The 16,817-nt window shown below is 38.5% G+C and carries 17 protein-coding genes and 1 other RNA gene; 1 reads left to right on the forward strand and 17 read right to left on the reverse strand.

Annotation, left to right across the window (positions count from 1 at the left end; translation table 11 throughout):
• Positions 1-185: 185 nt before the first annotated feature.
• From AC1UFB_RS07340 to AC1UFB_RS07420, 17 genes are all read right to left on the reverse strand, one after another.
• Complete coding sequence (locus tag AC1UFB_RS07340) at positions 186-2,123, reverse strand: ATP-dependent DNA helicase (RefSeq protein ID WP_328101739.1); 1,938 nt, start codon at positions 2,121-2,123, stop codon at positions 186-188.
• 206 nt (positions 2,124-2,329) lie between these two features.
• Positions 2,330-2,515: a hypothetical protein gene (locus AC1UFB_RS07345; RefSeq protein ID WP_025909372.1), complete on the reverse strand. Its 186-nt coding sequence runs from the start codon at positions 2,513-2,515 to the stop codon at positions 2,330-2,332.
• A gap of 725 nt (positions 2,516-3,240) precedes the next feature.
• Positions 3,241-3,426, reverse strand: a complete 186-nt coding sequence (locus tag AC1UFB_RS07350; RefSeq protein ID WP_100347487.1) for a hypothetical protein — start codon at positions 3,424-3,426, stop codon at positions 3,241-3,243.
• A 99-nt stretch (positions 3,427-3,525) separates the two neighbouring features.
• A complete protein-coding gene (locus tag AC1UFB_RS07355; protein WP_482588887.1) occupies positions 3,526-4,671 on the reverse strand; it encodes a THUMP domain-containing class I SAM-dependent RNA methyltransferase in 1,146 nt (381 codons plus the stop codon).
• Between the two features lie 165 nt (positions 4,672-4,836).
• Positions 4,837-6,501 carry a glycoside hydrolase family 13 protein gene (locus AC1UFB_RS07360; RefSeq protein WP_025909370.1) on the reverse strand — a complete coding sequence of 555 codons (1,665 nt, stop codon included), beginning with the start codon at positions 6,499-6,501 and terminating at the stop codon, positions 4,837-4,839.
• Between the two features lie 137 nt (positions 6,502-6,638).
• A complete protein-coding gene (locus tag AC1UFB_RS07365) occupies positions 6,639-7,265 on the reverse strand; it encodes a response regulator (protein WP_025909369.1) in 627 nt (208 codons plus the stop codon).
• A 22-nt stretch (positions 7,266-7,287) separates the two neighbouring features.
• Complete coding sequence (locus tag AC1UFB_RS07370; protein WP_328100803.1) at positions 7,288-8,316, reverse strand: sensor histidine kinase; 1,029 nt, start codon at positions 8,314-8,316, stop codon at positions 7,288-7,290.
• Positions 8,313-9,029, reverse strand: coding sequence for a cell wall-active antibiotics response protein LiaF (gene liaF / locus AC1UFB_RS07375; RefSeq protein WP_061785356.1), 717 nt, complete (start codon positions 9,027-9,029; stop codon positions 8,313-8,315). The genes AC1UFB_RS07370 and liaF overlap by 4 nt, the downstream gene beginning before the upstream one ends.
• 123 nt (positions 9,030-9,152) lie before the next feature.
• Positions 9,153-9,776 carry a PspA/IM30 family protein gene (locus AC1UFB_RS07380; RefSeq protein WP_328100802.1) on the reverse strand — a complete coding sequence of 208 codons (624 nt, stop codon included), beginning with the start codon at positions 9,774-9,776 and terminating at the stop codon, positions 9,153-9,155.
• Positions 9,777-9,789: 13 nt separating this feature from the next.
• Positions 9,790-10,140 carry a lmo0954 family membrane protein gene (locus tag AC1UFB_RS07385; RefSeq protein ID WP_328100800.1) on the reverse strand — a complete coding sequence of 117 codons (351 nt, stop codon included), beginning with the start codon at positions 10,138-10,140 and terminating at the stop codon, positions 9,790-9,792.
• 207 nt (positions 10,141-10,347) lie between these two features.
• Positions 10,348-10,730, reverse strand: an RNA gene (rnpB, locus tag AC1UFB_RS07390) — RNase P RNA component class B.
• A gap of 68 nt (positions 10,731-10,798) precedes the next feature.
• Entirely contained in the window at positions 10,799-11,134 is a 336-nt protein-coding gene (gpsB, locus tag AC1UFB_RS07395) for a cell division regulator GpsB (protein WP_025909364.1), read from the reverse strand.
• A gap of 103 nt (positions 11,135-11,237) precedes the next feature.
• The gene (locus AC1UFB_RS07400; protein ID WP_328100799.1) at positions 11,238-11,789 is read right to left on the reverse strand and encodes an SLOG family protein; all 552 of its coding nucleotides are present in this window, start codon (positions 11,787-11,789) and stop codon (positions 11,238-11,240) included.
• Between the two features lie 72 nt (positions 11,790-11,861).
• Entirely contained in the window at positions 11,862-12,023 is a 162-nt protein-coding gene (locus AC1UFB_RS07405; protein WP_176031337.1) for a hypothetical protein, read from the reverse strand.
• Positions 12,024-12,153: 130 nt separating this feature from the next.
• Positions 12,154-12,540 (reverse strand): CotD family spore coat protein, encoded by a 387-nt coding sequence (locus tag AC1UFB_RS07410; RefSeq protein ID WP_100347480.1) that lies wholly within the window; start codon positions 12,538-12,540, stop codon positions 12,154-12,156.
• 351 nt (positions 12,541-12,891) lie between these two features.
• The gene (locus AC1UFB_RS07415; protein WP_482588888.1) at positions 12,892-14,121 is read right to left on the reverse strand and encodes a ribonuclease H-like domain-containing protein; all 1,230 of its coding nucleotides are present in this window, start codon (positions 14,119-14,121) and stop codon (positions 12,892-12,894) included.
• A 36-nt stretch (positions 14,122-14,157) separates the two neighbouring features.
• Positions 14,158-16,428, reverse strand: a complete 2,271-nt coding sequence (locus AC1UFB_RS07420) for a DEAD/DEAH box helicase (RefSeq protein ID WP_328101777.1) — start codon at positions 16,426-16,428, stop codon at positions 14,158-14,160.
• Between the two features lie 107 nt (positions 16,429-16,535).
• On the opposite strand from AC1UFB_RS07420, the gene AC1UFB_RS07425 reads away from it, so the two are divergent.
• Positions 16,536-16,787 carry a DNA alkylation repair protein gene (locus AC1UFB_RS07425; RefSeq protein ID WP_328101776.1) on the forward strand — a complete coding sequence of 84 codons (252 nt, stop codon included), beginning with the start codon at positions 16,536-16,538 and terminating at the stop codon, positions 16,785-16,787.
• Positions 16,788-16,817 lie beyond the last annotated feature (30 nt).

Below are 16,817 nucleotides of genomic sequence, written 5' to 3' on the forward strand. Positions count from 1 at the left end.
GTTCATTGGTAAGTGTTACCCTTATACTTCAACAGAGAGTAATCGTAATCCTTTAATTCAACTTATATAGCTTACTATGCACTTATGTCATATAGTAGAGAATCGTTACATTCTCTGCTTTTAGTTTAAAGGTTTTAAACAAAAAAGGATAGCCGTCTGCATAAGACGAGCTATCCTCATATTGTTTAAACGCGAGCTTTTATCGCTCTAGGTAAATTCTTTTCAATAATGGCTTGAACCTTCTCATCCGTATTTTCCGGCATAAAAATAGTAATTAGGCCTTCATCTTCATGCGAACGAATCAATCGTCCTACGCCTTGCTTTAAACGAAGCAGCATGTAAGGCATATCCGCATCCCAAAATGCATCTGCAACCTGCTTTCGTTTTGCTTCAAAGACCGGATCATTTGGCGGATATGGAAGTGACCATAAAATAACATTTGAAAGTGATGGACCTGGGATATCAAGACCTTCCCAAAGGTGAACCGCACATAAAATCGTTTCTTCTTCACGTTGAAATTGAGAAACTAGCTTGCTAATTTCTTGATCTCCTTCAAATAAAAACGTGTATTCACTTAGCTCTTTAGATGCTTCTTTAAATAAAGCTAGCTCTTCACGTGTATTAAATAGTAGCAGGGCTCGTCCATTTGTTCTTTCAAGCTGTTTCAGCGTATAACCATATTTTTCAGCAAATGCTTCACTGCCAGCTGCTACCATTTTACAGGTAATGTCCATCTTTTCATCATAATCAAACGGAGACTCTACTGAAAATGATAAAGGTTTTCCAATCCCTAAACTGTATGCTAAATAATCAAATGATGAATTATCTGAAAGCGTCGCTGAGGTAAAAATATATGGAATCTTCTTAGAGAATACGCGCTCTTTTAATACATCTTTAACAGCTTGTGGCATAATAACGAGCGTTAGCTGCCAATCTTTTTCTTCAAGCCAGTAAATTGCATTTTCATTCTCCATAAATAGACGCATTGAATAGTCAATTTGATCTAAATACTCATCGACAATGCGAAGCGTGTATTCATCTACCGTATAGGTTTCACTTTCAAAAACAAGTTCGTTTCCAATATGCTCCAAAAGACCAAGCAGTTCTTTTCCAACCTTTTGCACACGGCTTGTACGCTCAATTTGCTTTCGATTAGATCCAACGATATCTTGACTTGCCTCACTAAGCGCATCAAAAAATAGCGAATAAACATCGATTGTATGCTCAATTTTTAATGCTAGTTCTTCACGCACATCATTTTCTAATAAACGTGTTAATAAGTTCTCAAGCGTATCTTCTTTAATACGGTACGTCAATGCCTTTTGCGCTGCAAATTCAAGCAGATGTCCCTCATCAAACACTACGCAGCTACTTTCTGGTAAGAGCGGTAGCTGACCCTCACGTTTACGAGCTTCAACAGTCCAAATATGCTCCATATAAAAGTCATGAGAGCAAATAATTAAGTCTGTCGCTTTGCGGTAGTGTTCACGTGATAGAGTTAAACCACATCGGTGGCGCTGATCACAAGAAGAACAATCTTGGAAAGAATCCCAGTTAATCTGCTGCCACTCTTCATCGGTTAGATGTGAATACTCTTTACGATCTCCATAATGATAAAACGACTGCATACCGCTATGATCATGTACAAAATCAGGTAATGTTTCGTAAATTTCTTCAATGTTTTCATTATCCGTTCGGCTTGTAACTGCATCTAGTTTCTTTAAGCAAAGGTACTGATCTTGCGATTTTGCAAGGCGAACATCCATGTTGATAGCTAGGATTTTTGATAACTTTGCGATATCTCCCTCAGCCTTTACGAGCTGCTCAATCAATGTTTCATCCGCACAGGCAATAATAGCAGGCTTGCCAACATAGCGTGCGTAGCAAATCGCATACAATAGATAAACAATGGTCTTACCCGTACCTACTCCTGCTTCTGCAAAAATAACGTTTTTCTCTTTAAACGCGCGCTCAATTTGAAAGGCCATAAAGATTTGCTCGTCTCGAAGCTCCAACCCTGCATCCGGAAGGTGATCGTAAAAAACGTCCCCAATCCATTCATTTAACTTATCAAAAAAATTCTCATCTCGTCCAATTGTAAAAGGCAATCGCTCTCTCATCATTGATTAATGACTCCTTTAACTATGTAAATATAAACCTTTCAAAAGGTAAATTCATTTATTTTTTCTGTAAATAACTAACTGAAGCAAAACTTAATTATCTAGTATTGAGAAAGGATTGTCAATATCTATTCTAGTGTCGTAAACAATAAAAAGCTCTGCAAAAGCAGAGCATAAGGTATTTGTATCATATATAAGAGCTATTCGCATTAAGAAAGTGGGCGAAAACAAGAGTCCGTGGATGAAATAAAATTTAAAGCAGCCTCATATTCAGCTTTAGCTTGCTCAAACTGATTCAAAAGATCTGGAGAAAGTTCTCCTCCTTGCTGTATATGATGATAGCTATTTTCTAACGCTTGACGAATTATTAAGAAATGCTCGTTTGGTCGGACCATTTCCAACACTCTCCTTCTCTCTATAAAAATAGTTATAAACTTATTGTATACAGAAACCGTTTCATTTATTCATAGAAAAAATGTCAGATAGAGATGAACTTTCTTTACTGAATATGACATCTGGCGCAGTAAAATAAAGAAGATCCATCACGGTGATGAATCTTCCTTATTAGCTTTTTCAACGATAAAATACTGAAATCCATACATCAGTACATCTTTGAAAAGAAAAATGCTGAGAAGTTGCGGCTTTTTAATCGTTCCAAATCGAAACATCTTCAGCTTCTTTGTCATAAAACAAAAAGCCAATCGGTAATTAAATTCAACAGCATATATAGGCCAAAGCGTCCGTATGTAAGCCTCATAATCCAAAAAGAGCCTGGAATGAAAGGGCCCAAAACAAGTGCCATTTCTCCTGTAAGATAGCGTAAAGGAGGCATTGGAAAGGACCACCATTTGAATTTTTCAGCTACAAAGCTTTCCATAAAAATAAATACGAAAACGAACGCAACTGCATATTTATATCTTTTAATGTATTTCACACCAAAAAAGGAACTATTAACCAAGATAATACAATCATACTACCAAAGAATATTTTTGCTTCTTTAAATATCTTCAACTGCCCCATCTCTTTTTGTAGTATGCGCAGAATAATTTGGATTATTGAAGGTTGTCCATAAAAAATGAGTTTGGGACATAACAAAATGATTGCTTCCAAGAGACGAACACTAGCTGTTCCAATCTTTTTGGTTTGTCTGAACACGTTCGTTCCATTGCGCTACGGCCACTCGCTTTCCGCGGGGAGGAACCTGAGCTTCCTCGCTGCGCTGCGGGATCTCAGTTTTCCCTCTCTTTCCCGCAGGAGTCGAGTGTCCTACGCTCCATTCCCCCCCTGTTTCCAACATTGTTTTCACAATCAACAAAAAACCTGAATGGTTAAAAGCGAGTAACTCTCAATCGTTCAGGTTTATCGTTGGCTGAATTACTTATGTCTCAGCCTCATTTTAATTAGATTAATTTGTTTTGCGAGGTGGACGTGGTCCCCAATATTGATAATAGTCGGTTTTGATAAATCCGTTAAAGAGTTTACGCTTTTTAGTCGCGGGCTTGCCATAATACTGTTCAAACTGCTCATAGGATGTAAGCATGAAAACAGACCACGTATCAAGCTTAGCAAACGCATCGCCCATTTCTGCATACATTGCTTCAACAGAAGGCCGATCACTTAAACGCTCTCCATACGGTGGGTTTCCAACAATAATCCCGTATTCCTTTGGAGTCGTGAAGTCACGCACCTGCATTTGCTTAAATTGGATCAAGTCTCCGAGACCAGCTTCAAATGCGTTTTGCTGCGCTACTTTTATCATACGGTGATCGATATCATGCCCAGCGATATCTAAATCTTGATCATAGTTTGCTAATTCCTCTGCCTCATCACGTGCTTTATCCCAAATCTCTTGAGACATCCAAGGCCATTCTTCTGAAATAAAGTCACGATTGAAGCCAGGTGCAATATTTTGACCAATTAGAGCTGCTTCAATCGCAATCGTTCCTGAACCACAAAATGCATCAACAAACGGACGATCAGGATTCCAAGGCGTCAGCATAACCAGTGCTGCAGCTAACGTTTCTTTTAACGGTGCCTCACCTTGTCCAACGCGGTAACCGCGCTTGTGCAAACCTGCTCCACTCGTATCGATTGTGATTGTTGCAATATCTTTTAACAGCGCTACTTCAATTTTAAACGTCGCGCCTTTTTCTTCAAGCCAGCCTGTTGTGATATTATGATGCTTTTTCATTTTATCAACAATGGCTTTTTTCACGATACTTTGGCAATCAGATACGCTAAACAGCTTCGATTTCACTGATTTACCCGACACAGGGAACTGAGCATCTACGGGTAAATAGCGTCCCCAATCAAGCGCTTTTGTTTTTTCAAATAATTCATCAAATGTACGCGCTTTAAATTGACCAACTTCAATTTTCACGCGGTCTGCTGTGCGCAGCCATAGATTTGCTCTCGCAATTGCTAGCTCATCGCCTTCGAAGATTACTTTTCCATTATCTACTTCACATTCATAGCCTAATGCACGAACCTCTTTTGCTACAAGTGATTCAATTCCCATTGCAGCGGTTGCAATAATTTTATATTTTGTCATTTTTCAACCTCATTTTACTGTCTAATAATGAATACTACGTGTAAAAGTACCATATCCACTTGCGGTAGTCAAAAGCTTTCAAAAAGAAAATGCTTAAACTCACTAAAAAAGGCTCACATATGTGAGCCTTAAAATAAGCGCAATCGTTTGCACTAACCTTTGTTATCAAACAAAATAGACACGCGTTTCATATGGGCGTAATGTAAACTCTTGAACCGTCTCTTCTGTTGCTACTTGATAATTGTGAATAAGCAGCTCTTCTTCATTAGTTTTTACTTCTTTTGGCAACTTAAACTCTTGCTCTTTAGAAGATACGTTGCAAATAATAATTGCTTTTTTATCATCTAGCGTACGCGTATATGCATAAATTGCTGGATGATTTTCTAGCAACAAGTCATACGTTCCGTAGACAAATACTTCATGCTGTTTGCGTAACGTTATAAGCTTCTTGTAAAAATTTAAAATCGATTCCTCGTCTGACAGCTGCTGCTCCACGTTAATGTCAACATAGTTTGGATTCACTTTCATCCAAGGTGTTCCTGTTGAAAAACCAGCATTTTTCGTACGATCCCACTGCATCGGTGTACGTGAATTATCACGACCTGTTTCCCAAATCACTTTCATGATTTCTTCATGACTCTGACCTTTTTCACGTTGAATACGATAGTAATTCACCATACCGACATCATTATAATCTTCAATGCTGTTAAACTTTACGTTTGTCATTCCTAACTCTTGGCCCTGATAGATAAAAGGTGTGCCCTGCATTAAGAAATAAAGTGCAGCTAAGCATTTTGCGCTTTCTTCACGGTATTTCATACTACCGAATTTATTAATAGAACGAATATGGTCGTGGTTCTCAAGATAAAGTGCATTCCAACCACCAATTTGAGCTAAGCCTTTTTGCCAATTCGTTAAAATTGTTTTGAACTCAACTAAATCCAGAGGTTCACTTTCCCCTTTGTCCCACAGTCCCATATGTTCAAATTGAAAAATCATATCGAATTTACCGTTTTTAGCGCCTACCCATTCGTCAGCATCGTCCCACGTAACGCCATTTGCTTCACCAACTGTCATAATATCGTATTTAGCAAATGTCTCTTCTTTTAATTCTGATAAATGCTCTTGAATACCAGGACGATTCATATGGCCCTCAAACGAAGGTACATAATCTAACCCTTCTGGATTTGGTAGGTCTGGAAAACCAGGCACTTTTTTAATATGTGAAATAGCATCTACTCGGAATCCATCAATTCCTTTATCCAACCACCAATTCACCATATTATATAGCTCTTGTCGAACCGCTTTATTTTCCCAATTTAGGTCGGGCTGTTTCTTTGAAAACACGTGCAAATAATATTCTTTCGTCTCGTCATCAAACTCCCAAGCAGAACCATTGAAAATGGACTCCCAATTGTTTGGTTCATTGCCATCATTACCTTCATGCCAAATGTAATAGTCACGATACGGATTATCTTTTGAAGAACGCGCTTCAACAAACCAAGGATGCTCATCAGATGTATGATTAATAACTAAGTCCATAATTAATTTCATATCTCGTTTATGAACTTCCTCTAACAGTTCATCAAAATCTGCCATGGTACCAAAATCACTCATAATATCTTGATAGTCACTAATATCATAACCATTATCGTCATTTGGTGATTGATAAATTGGACAAATCCAAATAACATCAATCCCGAGATCTTTTAAATAATCAAGCTTTGAAATGACACCCTGAATATCACCAATTCCATCTCCGTTTGAATCTTTAAAGCTACGTGGATAGATTTGATACGCTACGGCTTCCTTCCACCATTTCTTTTCCATTTGTTCAACTCCTCACAACATTCCCTACAAGTAAGCGCTAGCATATAAAGCGCTACCATCATTTTATACTGAAATGCAATAAAAAAACAGCTATTTTATAAAAAAAAGAAGCGAAGGTTTCAAGAAGACCTTCGCTTTTATTTAATTAACTTATGTTGAAAAGCATAGATAACCGCTTGCGTACGATCTTGCACATCGAGCTTGCTTAGTAAATTGCTCACATGAGTTTTAACCGTTTTTAAAGCAATGAATAGCTCATCGGCAATTTCTTGATTTGTTTTACCCTGTGCCATAAGCAAAAGGATTTCCATTTCACGTCCTGTCAACAGCTCGTGCGGAGAAGATGGGCGACGCATTCTCGTCATCATTTTCCCGGTAACCTCCGGCTCAAGCACAGCTTCTCCTGCATATGTAGCGCGAATAGCTTCCGCAATTTTGCTTGCTTTAGACGTTTTTAACAGGTAGCTGGATGCTCCTGCCTCAAGTGCTGGATACACTTTTTCATCATCTAAAAAGCTCGTCACAATAATGATTTTGGCTTCACTCCAATGGTCAACAATGTGTTTTGTTGCTTCAATACCATCCATACCATCCATGACCAAATCCATTAAAATGATATCCGGACGGTGCTTTAGCGCTTTTTCTACCGCTTGCTGACCGTTAGCAGCTTCGTCGACGACGTGAATATCTGCCTGAGCAGATAAATACGCTGAAACGCCTATTCGTACCATTTCATGATCATCAACTAACAATACGTTAATCATGAGCAACTCTCCTTTCTTCAGTCTATTCGTTATGAATGAGCGGGACCTTTACTTCTAACTTCGTCCCGTGATTTGGCAAACTAACAATTTTTAAGGTAGCTCCTACTTCAACAGCTCGCTCATGCATATTTTGCAATCCATAAGAGCCTAATTTTTCCATTTTCACATCAAAACCGATACCATCGTCTTCAATACGTAGAATAACTAAGCTGTCACGCTGAACGAGCAGTACCTTCAGCATGGATGCTTTAGAATGCCTCAGTGCATTGGAAACAGATTCTTGAGCAATTCGAAATAGATGGTCTTCTACTCCTTTATCTAGTAAAAACTCTTCTACATTCCACTTAAGCTCCATCGGAACTTTTTGAGCAAGTTCTAATAAAAGTTCTGTAATGCCCTCTTGCAACGATTTTCCTTTTAATGCAGCTGGTCGCAAATGTAGTAGCAGTGCCCTCATTTCTAACTGCGATTGATTAATCATTTCTTCTACCATTTTTAACTGCTTGCTTTTCGGAGAATCTTCATCCGTTGATTCTGTTAAAGCTGACATGAGCATGGATGCGGCAAACAGTTGCTGACTCACAGAATCATGAAGCTCACGAGCTAATCGATTTCGCTCTTGCACAATGACTTCTTGAACTCGCTTTTGCTGATCTTCCACTTTTTCATTAACCATTTTTTGCGATTGTTCAACCTGCTGGCTCATTAAGCGTTGAACTTCTTTTACATTAGATAAAATACCTTCTACTTCTTGAACCGTTGTTTTATCATTTCGATCTTGATATTGACGGTTTTTCATCTCACGCAATCGATTCTCAATCACTTCAAGCTGTTGCCTCCAAAGCAATCCAGAAACGCCTCCAAAAATTGCTCCTATCGTTAGACTACTCGTGATGGAGAAAAGAATAAAAGGAACGTCAAACACTTCTCGTTCCCATAGCTCTGTAAACCGTTGGATAGGAAACGTCATAAACACGCTAATTATCATTGTAATAAACGTTGTAAAGGCTATCGTGATTCCCCATAGTAACTGGCGCTGAATAACGCTCATATTCGCTTCACCTCTAAACTTCCAACGCCCATTGAAATCATTACTTTTATTTTTTGTGATGCCTCATCAAATTCTGGCGTTTTCATATACACGTTTTGAAGTGGCGCAAAAGATTGCGCATGATCAAAGATTGTAACTGCTCCAGCCATAGAAGAATGATTAACCGAAATTTCTGTTTCGTATGGAATAAAAATGGTCACGTTACCCGCTAGTTGTCGAATAAAAATAACCGATTCACCCTTTGGAAGCACGGTGTAGCTAAGATCAATTACCACATCGCTCCACACATTTTGAATATTAATGTCACTCCATTCGTAAACGGTTTCGTCTGTTCGCTGTCGCGATATAAATGAATTTTTCAACAGCTGCCTTTGCGCTCGCAGGGATTCTCGACTTTCTGTTAAAGGCGTAATATATACCGGTTCTTTTTTAGACTTAACAAAATGAAATAAATAATAGAAAAAAATTGCAATGACCAAAAACTGAAATGCGACTGTATTAACTAAATTTAAAATCGCACCAATGATTCCTATCCAAAATAAGATTTTACCTGAGCGCCTTGGTAGACGTTTTCGCCCTATATAGATAAAAGCACCAGCAACGAGGAGTGCAAAAATAAACCCGCTATGAAAAAAGACAACTTCAACAAATAAAATAAATAGAGCTGTAATGATTATTAGATTGAAGTATCCATTGTCTACAATTCTTTTCATGCCGTTCTCCTCCTTTCGCTTTGCAGGCATTTCCTCTTGATGAAAAAGGCGTAGCTACTACTACGCCCTTTTTAGAATATCACGTTTTGTCTATGAGATTACATTTTTTCATCCTAATTAACCTTATTTTGCTTCTTTTTGTAAAGCTGCAATTTTGCTGTCAATTGTTTGACGATAATAATCGGTATTAATTTGATTTTCTAATTGATCAATATAGTTTTCGATATCCGAAAACTTAGAATATTCACTTGATGCTAATTCATCGTTGTTTAAAACAGTGTTCATTCGATGATTTGCTCGCGCAACGTTTTCACGCCCCATCAGTTCCATTCGGCGAATATGCATATCCTTCAGCTTGTGCTTCATTTCTTCATATTTACGCTCTAATTCATCAAGCTGCTTGGTGACGTGCTGAACCGATATGTTCAAGCGTTCTGTACGCTCTTCATATTGAGCATGCTCCTTTTGAACAAATTCATACAGCTCATTTTCTTGAGCTTGCAGAGCTACTTCCGCTTGCTGCTGGCGCTTTTCTTTCATTGCCGATGCTAGCTTATATTCACGCACAAGCTGTTCTTTTAATAGGTGCTGACGTTCCACCAACTTTCGAACTCGTTCTGTTTCTTCTTCGCATTGGCGCAAATAGTAATTCAAAGCTGCAATTGGGTTTTTTTGTTGCTTTTGGTCAAGCATATCGTGCAAGTCCGATGAGATTGATTCTTTCATACGTGTAAAAATATTTTTCATAACGTTCACTCCCTTAATAAGATTGTTTATTTAATTCTGTCCATTGGTTTTCAAAGTTTTGAAATGGATCCTTTGTTTTAATTTCTTTCACGTCATTATCGTTCCACTTGGTGTATACAAAGTAAAGCGCAATGGCTGCTAAGATACCGAAAAATGCTGGTACGTTAGCAATCATGCTCAAGATAACAATCACACCAAGTACTGCAAAAGCTGCTTTCTTAAATGAAGATGTTGCTTTTACTACCTGCTTCCATACACCATATAAAATGACAAGCCCTAGCAGCATTAGCATCATCGGTCCTAAATTAGCAATAAGCACAACCGCTGCTATTAGGCCCAGAATAAATAGTCCAAATTTTTTCATCATGTTGCCTCCTTTCTTTTTCTATTCTCATCTTACCTACAATTCTTTCTTTCCAAAACGAGCTTAAGCTTGATTTCCATCTAAGACCTGAGGCTTAGTACAGAAAAAAGCAAACAAAAAAAGCACACAAAAAAAGCTCTTCATGATATGAAGAGCTGGTGCGAATATATTTGGTTAACAACTAATGTCGACTGCTGTTCAATAGCGTTCTGTAAGCCATGTTTTGTTCCTTTGTACTACAAGCGGCTAGCTACCTCGTACTCCGGTGGTAATTATCTATCTACAAAATGCGTGCATTTTGTCCTTCCCTCTGTTCAATTCCTTTGGGAAAGTTCCCCTACCATTATTTGGGTTTCTCGCTCGTGGGGTTTACCTCGTTCCACTCTCATTATTTCTAATGAGACTTCGTCACTGTGGCACTTTCAGAGTATTCAAACCATATCCTAAGACTTAGGCTTTTTCCCCGCCGTTAGCAGTTACGCTACCCTAGCTTATGACTTCACTAGGCACGAACACTACAAGCATCTCAGCCTGTGCGAGCATGGACTTTCCTCTACATCTTCAAAGAGATGCAGCAATTACCCAAACGCTATTGATTACGACCTTTCTAATTATAATAAAAATAGGAGTTAATTGCAACTCCTATTTTTATTCTTCATCATTCGTATAGCTTGCTACCAAATACATGCTTTTCAAGGTTAGACAAACGTTTTAAAATATCAAAGTTTGTCGTACCAGCCTGCTGCTGTGCTGGTGGCGGCGTATAAGACGGTGCCGTTGTAGATTGTGGACGTTTTGATAACTCTTCCACTTGCTTTTTTAAGCGTAAATTTTCTGCCTGTAGTAACTCGATTTCTTCATGAAACGCTTCATAATCTTTAATAATGGAGTCTAAATATTTATCGACTTCCTCTTGATTATAGCCTCTCATTCCTGTTTTGAACTCTTTTTCCAAAATTTCTTTTGCTGTTAAACGAATTTTATCAGCTAACATTTCAATCACCTCGAATACAATAAACCTCTTGTTTATTATAAACCATTTTTTCAGAAATAGCTCAACTTGTCAATTTATCTTGCAAAATGTTTTTCAATATTGTTTAAAAAGATGAAAACTTCTCCTCTTCAACTATATCTTGTAAATCATAGGATGTAATGGTGATAATCGGGTATTCACTTTTTTCAGCCTTATCTCGGGCTACTTTTAGCATAAATTTTGGGCTACCCTCATGCTCTTCATCATATACAAGGCAAACCCCATCGCTTTTTTCAATTAAAAATTGATTTTTCAAGCGGAACTGATTAGGACTTTCATACTCCTTTTTTGTAATGCTATCCACAAAATCAGCTTGGCTCACGATAAATTCATAAAGTTCTTTATTCGCTTCGTTCCACTTCTCTTCCTGATCTAAAAAAGGGGTTAATACACCAAGCTGTAGCTGGGGGTATTCCAGCTGCAGGTCAAATATCACTTCAGCAGCCCACAATTCTACACCGAGCTGGCCACTGATTAGGACCCATTCAAGCCCTTCTTCAATGAGCGGTACTAAACGCTTCATTACTGCTTTTTTTATGTATGAAATACCAGGGTGCTGATCATTAAAAATCCCTAATTCAAATGGTTTATACCCTGAAATTGTCAGCACTTTCATCGTGTAAGCACTCCTTTAAATATAAGAATGAGTTTGGGACATAACAAAATGATTGCTTCTAAGAGACGAACACTAGCTGTTCCCATCTCTTTGGTTTGTCTGAACACGTTCGTTCCATTGCGCTACGGCCACTCGCTTTCCGCGGGGAGGAACCTGAGCTTCCTCGCTGCGCTGCGGGATCTCCGTTTTCCCTCTCTTTCCCGCAGGAGTCGAGTGTCCTACGCTCCATTCCACCCTGTTTCCAACATTGTTTTCACAATCAACAAAAAACCTGAACGATTAAAAGTTATGAACTCTCAATCGTTCAGGTTTATCATTGGCTGAATTACTTATGTCCCAGCCTCATCAATTGATTTATTTCTTATTAAAATCTTCTTTTTGCACCTGGATATCCTGGCATCATGCCGTTTTCCATCGCTCCTGCTACTTGATTGCCTTGACCTGGCATCATACCTGGCATCATACCTGGCATTTGAGCACCAGCCACTTGGTTGGGCATTCCTGGAGACATTGCCCCACCTACTTGTGTAGGAAATTGTTGTGCACCACCAAAGAAGTGTTGGCTTGTTTGTTGATTTACAACAGATTGTGTTTGTGGAAAATAGTGTACATGTTTAAAATTCGTTTGATTCACTAGCGTGTTATGGCTTGGGTGAATATGAGGTACAACTACCTCCTGATTGTTAAACTGTGTACAACATTTTGTTGGGTGCACGATTGGTGGCATGCACTTTACTGGTCTTGGATACATGATGTTTTCCCCTTTCACTGTTTAGTTATTACATTACTACAGTATGTGATAAGGGGTGTACATGTACTAATGTAAACACCTATTTTCTAAAACTACATCAAAGAAAAGTACGTGTTTTTCATGCTACTAAAAATAATTACCGTCAAACAAATAATTGCGAAAAATGATACCAAAATGACATTTTTCATATTACTTCTCTCCATCTCACCAAAGTTCTATATTTTTGATATAAATTGCTAAAACAGCAATACAATGTCTTATTTTATCAACGACTGAAAAATAGAACAATATTTAAAATAGAGAAAACTAAAATTTAACAATTTGGAATTTTCAGTAATAAATTAACAATCATTATAAGTGAGATGTATACATTTTATCTTTATATCTAACCCGATTAATCCGCTTGTATAGAGCTTCTAGTTTATCATTTTCAATGAACGTTTGACTTTCTTCCGTCAGCTGTAAGGCTTTTTCTGCATAAAATACCCCACGCTCATAGTTTTTAAACTTATGTTCATATAATTTAGCAAGCTCAACGGCTGCTTCAGTTTGAAGAAGTATTGGCGCGTTGGAAACAACATATAAAAACAGCTCTTCTGCCTTTTTAAATTGCTTGTTACGCTTATGCTCAAAAGCAATAGCTCGGATCGCTTGATACTCTTCATCACTTTTTGCATTAGCCACATCTTCATACAATGCTAACGCCTCTTGTTTTTCACCGAGCTGTTCGTACCAACGAGCGACTTCAAATTTCTCTTTCAACGTAGCTTTATGCTCAGAGAGAAGTTGCTTTGACAGGTGAATATAGAGCGTAATTAAAGAGAGGATATCTGATTCATTATGATCCATTACTTCAAATAACCCTTGAGGATTTTTGCTTTCTATGAAATCAAAATAAATCATTGGTGCTAAAAACCCTGGGACATCATTAACACGTTCAACCCCCAGCACCTCTTTTTCAACATTTGCAAGCTTAACAGAATCCATTTTATGTTTCCAAAGCCTTCTTGAAGCGTGTAGCAAATCAAAATGCCCAAACTTAGGAAGTTTCGGTAAATGGTCTCTTAATAACGTGTGTCTTGTTTTTACATGAGGCCAATCAAAAGACTTTCCGTTATAAGTGACGAGCGTTGTATAATCAACGGCTTTTAAAAAGCTTTCGTAAAACGCAACTTCACCGCTTGGCTCGGTTAACACATGCTGCCTAAATATCACTTCATCTTCTATCACCTGTGCATAGCCCAGTAAAAAGATAGTCGTTCCTGTTCCCGTACTCAACCCCGTCGTTTCTGTATCGAAGAAAAACAAATCCGACATTTTATGCCCTTTTGCAGAAAGTGGATGTGATAGCGGAGACTTATTCCATGCTTCTATCACTTTCTGTAGTTCTGAAAATGCATAATGTCCGTGACGATAGCCAATTGGATAGCGCACTTCACGAATCATGCAGTAGTTATCCTCGCTAAAATAAGGCTTAGCAAATTTTTCATTCCACTGCTGTTCATAGGCTATTCGTTGATGATTAACCGGTTCACTTTTTAAAACAGGCACTTTCTCTTCCACATGCAAATGCTTTTTCATTCAATCAAGCTTATTTTTCAACGACATTTCTTGCACCTACCTTGCTAATAATAGCTGAAGCAGTGAGAGCGCATCCTGTTTAGCATGTTCACCTTGCCCCTCTAATCCAATACAGGATGGACAGCCGCTTTCACAATGACAAGTAGCAATAAGCTGCTGCGCTTCTTCTAACACTTCTTTCATTTGTTCGTATACTTTATCACTCAGTCCAATTCCACCAGGGTAACGATCATATAAAAAGATGGTTGGCTCTTCATTATGAACGGCTTTCACTTGCGGAACAACATGTAAATCAGAAGGGTCACACATCACCATTAACGGTGCAATTGACTGAATGGTAGTAGCAACTGATAATAGAGCCTGTTCTAATCGTTCTTCTGACTCTTGGAATACTTCTTTTGAAAAACTAAGCCAAACTGCATTGGTATGCAGCTCTTCCTCAGGCAAATGAATTGGACCTGACCCAATGTTTTCATGCGTCTCAAATTTAATCTTCTTAAAAATAGTAGCCATCGCGCTTACCATTACATCTCCGTATCCCATCGTATAAGAAGGTGCTTTCGTTTCTTTATCGGCTTCCAACACTTTTAAGTTAACGGCTAAATTGGCGTCTGTAAAATAATCAGCGGTGACTTCACGTACGTATGCTTTTTTTTCATCCCAATCTAAATACTCAACTTGATATTGAATACCTTGATGTAAATAAATAGCTTCATTATGTAAAAGCGTCATGGCACTGAAACGGTCCATCTCTCCGATGACCTTTACGTTGGCGACGTCTGACTGATCAATAATAACGACATTTTCTTGTGAAGCAGATCTCAAACTGATATTGTGAGCTGGAAATGAATCGTTCATCCAATACCACTTATCACCGCTTAGGTGAATCACGCGCTCTTCTCCTAAAAACTCCAATACATCTTCAATATCCACACCGTCAAACGTTTCTCCTTGCTTAAAGGGCAGTTCATAGGAGGCACACTTTAAATGATCCACTAAGATCACTAAGTTATCAGGATTAATGCGTGCCGTTTCAGGGTTACGACTGAAGAAATATTCAGGGTTTTGAATCATATATTGATCCAGCGGGCTCGAACTAGCAACCATCACAATAACGGCTTCTCCGTGTCTGCGCCCTGCACGTCCAGCTTGTTGCCAAGCACTTGCAACTGTTCCAGGATAACCTGTCATCACACATACTTGCAGCTGCCCAATATCTACTCCAAGCTCTAGTGCATTTGTGCTGACGACCCCATAAATTTCTCCTCTACGCAGTCCCTTTTCAATTTCACGTCTCTGCTTAGGTAAGTATCCCCCCCGGTACCCTTGAATCGATTTATCTTTCAGCTGATTTTTTACAAGTTCTTGTAAATACGTTAAGATAATTTCAACCCGAACGCGACTTCGAGCAAAAACGATTGTTTGGATTTTATTCTTCAAAAACTCTCCTGCGATGTTACGAACCTCCAGCGTAGCGCTTCTCCTAATATTTAGTGGCTTATTTACGACGGGTGGGTTGTAAAAGATAAAATGTTTTTTTCCACTCGGTGCTCCGTTATTATCGACAAGCTCCACCTGCTCTCCTAAAAGATGCTCTGCAAGCTCTTTTGGATTGGCAATTGTAGCGGACGTACATATAAACACTGGGTTACTGCCATAATAGCGGCATATTCGCTTCAAGCGTCGAATAACGTTTGCTACGTGGCTTCCGAATACGCCTCGATACGTATGAAGCTCATCAATAACGATATACTTTAAATTCTCAAACAACGATACCCATTTTGTATGATGAGGCAAAATAGCAGAGTGAAGCATATCAGGATTTGTAATGACAACATGACCCGCTTTGCGCACCTTTTGACGAATATTAGCTGGCGTGTCTCCATCGTATGTGTAGCTGTTAATTGAAACGTCCATTTCTTCAATCAGTTCATTTAGCTCCGTCTTTTGGTCTTGTGCAAGAGCTTTTGTTGGAAACAAATATAGCGCACGGGACTGCTCATTTTCCATGATACTTTGAAGGACAGGAAGGTTGTAACAAAGTGTCTTTCCTGAAGCAGTAGGCGTAACGGCAACTACATTTTTCTTCTCATACGCATATGTAAAAGCTGTAGCTTGATGCGCATAAAGCGATAGAATTCCTCTCTTCTCTAATCCCGCACGTATTTTCTCATGAATTTGTGAAGGAAAAGGACTTGTTTTTGCTTCTTTTTCTTCAATTGTATGCCAATGAACGATGTTGGATTTAAACTGTTCATTCGTTTGCAACACGTTCATTACTTCTTGTAAATTTTTACGTATTTTCATCTTCATCACCTAGCTTTATTTTAACGAATTTAAGGCTTGTTTCAAATCATTAGTTTTTGTATGTTTTTTCAAAAAAGGGACATCGTAACAACTAGGAGGTGGACAACATGGGAAATCCTTATTTATGTCCAAGCTGTAAAACAAACCGAACGCGCTTTAATATCATTGAGCAAAAAGCTACGGCAGTCAAATTAGATCCTCGCTCTGGTAACGTTGTAACAGAATATACCAATGATTCACTAGATGCTTTCCATGCGCCATACCGTGGCCCAGAACGCCGCATTCAGTGCGCAGCATGTGGTTTAATTGAAGATGAATATACATTTGTAAAACACGCTGAAAGCAAGCAACTATCATAAAAAATACCGCCATAGAGGAATGGCGGTATT

The sequence above is a fragment of the Priestia sp. KCTC 13724 genome, assembly GCF_056820425.1.

Excerpts from the sequence above, each read along its gene's own strand:
- AC1UFB_RS07400 (WP_328100799.1), bottom strand. The coding sequence starts at position 11,789 with ATGAAAGTGCTGACAATTTCAGGGTATAAACCATTTGAATTAGGGATT.
- AC1UFB_RS07425 (WP_328101776.1), top strand. The coding sequence starts at position 16,536 with ATGGGAAATCCTTATTTATGTCCAAGCTGTAAAACAAACCGAACGCGC.
- AC1UFB_RS07365 (WP_025909369.1), bottom strand. The coding sequence starts at position 7,265 with ATGATTAACGTATTGTTAGTTGATGATCATGAAATGGTACGAATAGGC.
- AC1UFB_RS07380 (WP_328100802.1), bottom strand. The coding sequence starts at position 9,776 with ATGAAAAATATTTTTACACGTATGAAAGAATCAATCTCATCGGACTTG.
- AC1UFB_RS07360 (WP_025909370.1), bottom strand. The coding sequence starts at position 6,501 with ATGGAAAAGAAATGGTGGAAGGAAGCCGTAGCGTATCAAATCTATCCA.
- AC1UFB_RS07420 (WP_328101777.1), bottom strand. The coding sequence starts at position 16,428 with ATGAAAATACGTAAAAATTTACAAGAAGTAATGAACGTGTTGCAAACG.
- AC1UFB_RS07345 (WP_025909372.1), bottom strand. The coding sequence starts at position 2,515 with ATGGTCCGACCAAACGAGCATTTCTTAATAATTCGTCAAGCGTTAGAA.
- AC1UFB_RS07415 (WP_482588888.1), bottom strand. The coding sequence starts at position 14,121 with ATGAAAAAGCATTTGCATGTGGAAGAGAAAGTGCCTGTTTTAAAAAGT.
- gpsB (WP_025909364.1), bottom strand. The coding sequence starts at position 11,134 with ATGTTAGCTGATAAAATTCGTTTAACAGCAAAAGAAATTTTGGAAAAA.
- AC1UFB_RS07410 (WP_100347480.1), bottom strand. The coding sequence starts at position 12,540 with ATGTATCCAAGACCAGTAAAGTGCATGCCACCAATCGTGCACCCAACA.
- AC1UFB_RS07370 (WP_328100803.1), bottom strand. The coding sequence starts at position 8,316 with ATGAGCGTTATTCAGCGCCAGTTACTATGGGGAATCACGATAGCCTTT.
- AC1UFB_RS07385 (WP_328100800.1), bottom strand. The coding sequence starts at position 10,140 with ATGAAAAAATTTGGACTATTTATTCTGGGCCTAATAGCAGCGGTTGTG.
- liaF (WP_061785356.1), bottom strand. The coding sequence starts at position 9,029 with ATGAAAAGAATTGTAGACAATGGATACTTCAATCTAATAATCATTACA.
- AC1UFB_RS07340 (WP_328101739.1), bottom strand. The coding sequence starts at position 2,123 with ATGATGAGAGAGCGATTGCCTTTTACAATTGGACGAGATGAGAATTTT.
- AC1UFB_RS07355 (WP_482588887.1), bottom strand. The coding sequence starts at position 4,671 with ATGACAAAATATAAAATTATTGCAACCGCTGCAATGGGAATTGAATCA.